Origin of the sequence: Pseudogemmobacter humi (assembly GCF_900609055.1) — a bacterium.
In the GTDB taxonomy this organism is placed as follows: Bacteria; Pseudomonadota; Alphaproteobacteria; order Rhodobacterales; family Rhodobacteraceae; genus Pseudogemmobacter; species Pseudogemmobacter humi.
Genome location: NZ_UXAW01000004.1, coordinates 1 through 894 on the forward strand (window position 1 = coordinate 1; position 894 = coordinate 894).

Genomic DNA, 894 nt, shown 5'->3' on the forward strand with positions numbered 1-894 from the left:
GCCGGACTTGTCCCTTTCCCAGATATTTTCAGCGCATGCGGACGGTCTCTGGCGTCCCGAGTGATGTGAAGCGGTTCATGCGGAGCAGGTGAATGCCATTGGTTCGAGAGAACCTGCGACACGATGCGGATCTGAACCTCTGCATCCTGCCGGTCGAAGTCTTTCGCCATGATGCGCTCTCCCAGAAGCTTGAGGCATCTCATTTTGGCCTCCACCCGACTTCGTCGGTGATATCCGGACAGTTTCTTCCAGTTGGCCCGGCCGAAGCGTCTGCAGGCGTGCAAGGCCTCATTGCGGGCTTGCAGGCCGGGATCCTGTCCCTTCCAGTCCCGGGCATTCCGGCGGGGCGGGATAACGGCATCTGCACCTCGGGCCGCGATAGCGATGTGACAACCCTTGGTATCACAGATGCCATCGGCGGTGACGCTGCCGATCTGTTCCTCCGCAGGGATCTGTGCCAGCAGATCCGGCAATACCCCTCGCCGGTTCGCTCGAACCGGTGGCGCTTCACCGGCTCGACATCCCCGATACGGTTGCTGGTTATCTCCACCGCCCGAACCTCAAGTGTATCAGCGTCAATGCCAATGTGGATCTTGCGCCATTGCCTGCGGCGGCTGGCCCCGTGTTTACGAACCTGCCACTCGCCGATCCCCGGGAACTTTATCCCGGTGCTGTCCACCAGCAGATGCAGCGGCCCGGACGCCGAACGATATGGGATCTGCGCCTTCAGGTGCTTCTGCCGGCGGCAAAGCGTGGTGTAATCCGGCACGGGCCAGTCGAGGCCAGACAGGGCCAGCAGGCTCTCCACAAACCCTGTCGTTTGACGTGGCGGCAGCCCGAACAACACCTTGATCGAGAGGCAGAATTGTATGGCCGCCGCAGAAAACCTCTCAG

1 pseudogene is annotated in these 894 nt (G+C 61.3%); it reads right to left on the bottom strand.

Annotated elements, in window-relative coordinates:
• Positions 1-28 precede the first annotated feature (28 nt).
• A pseudogene (locus XINFAN_RS00025) lies at positions 29-894 on the bottom strand (IS5 family transposase); the annotation flags it as partial.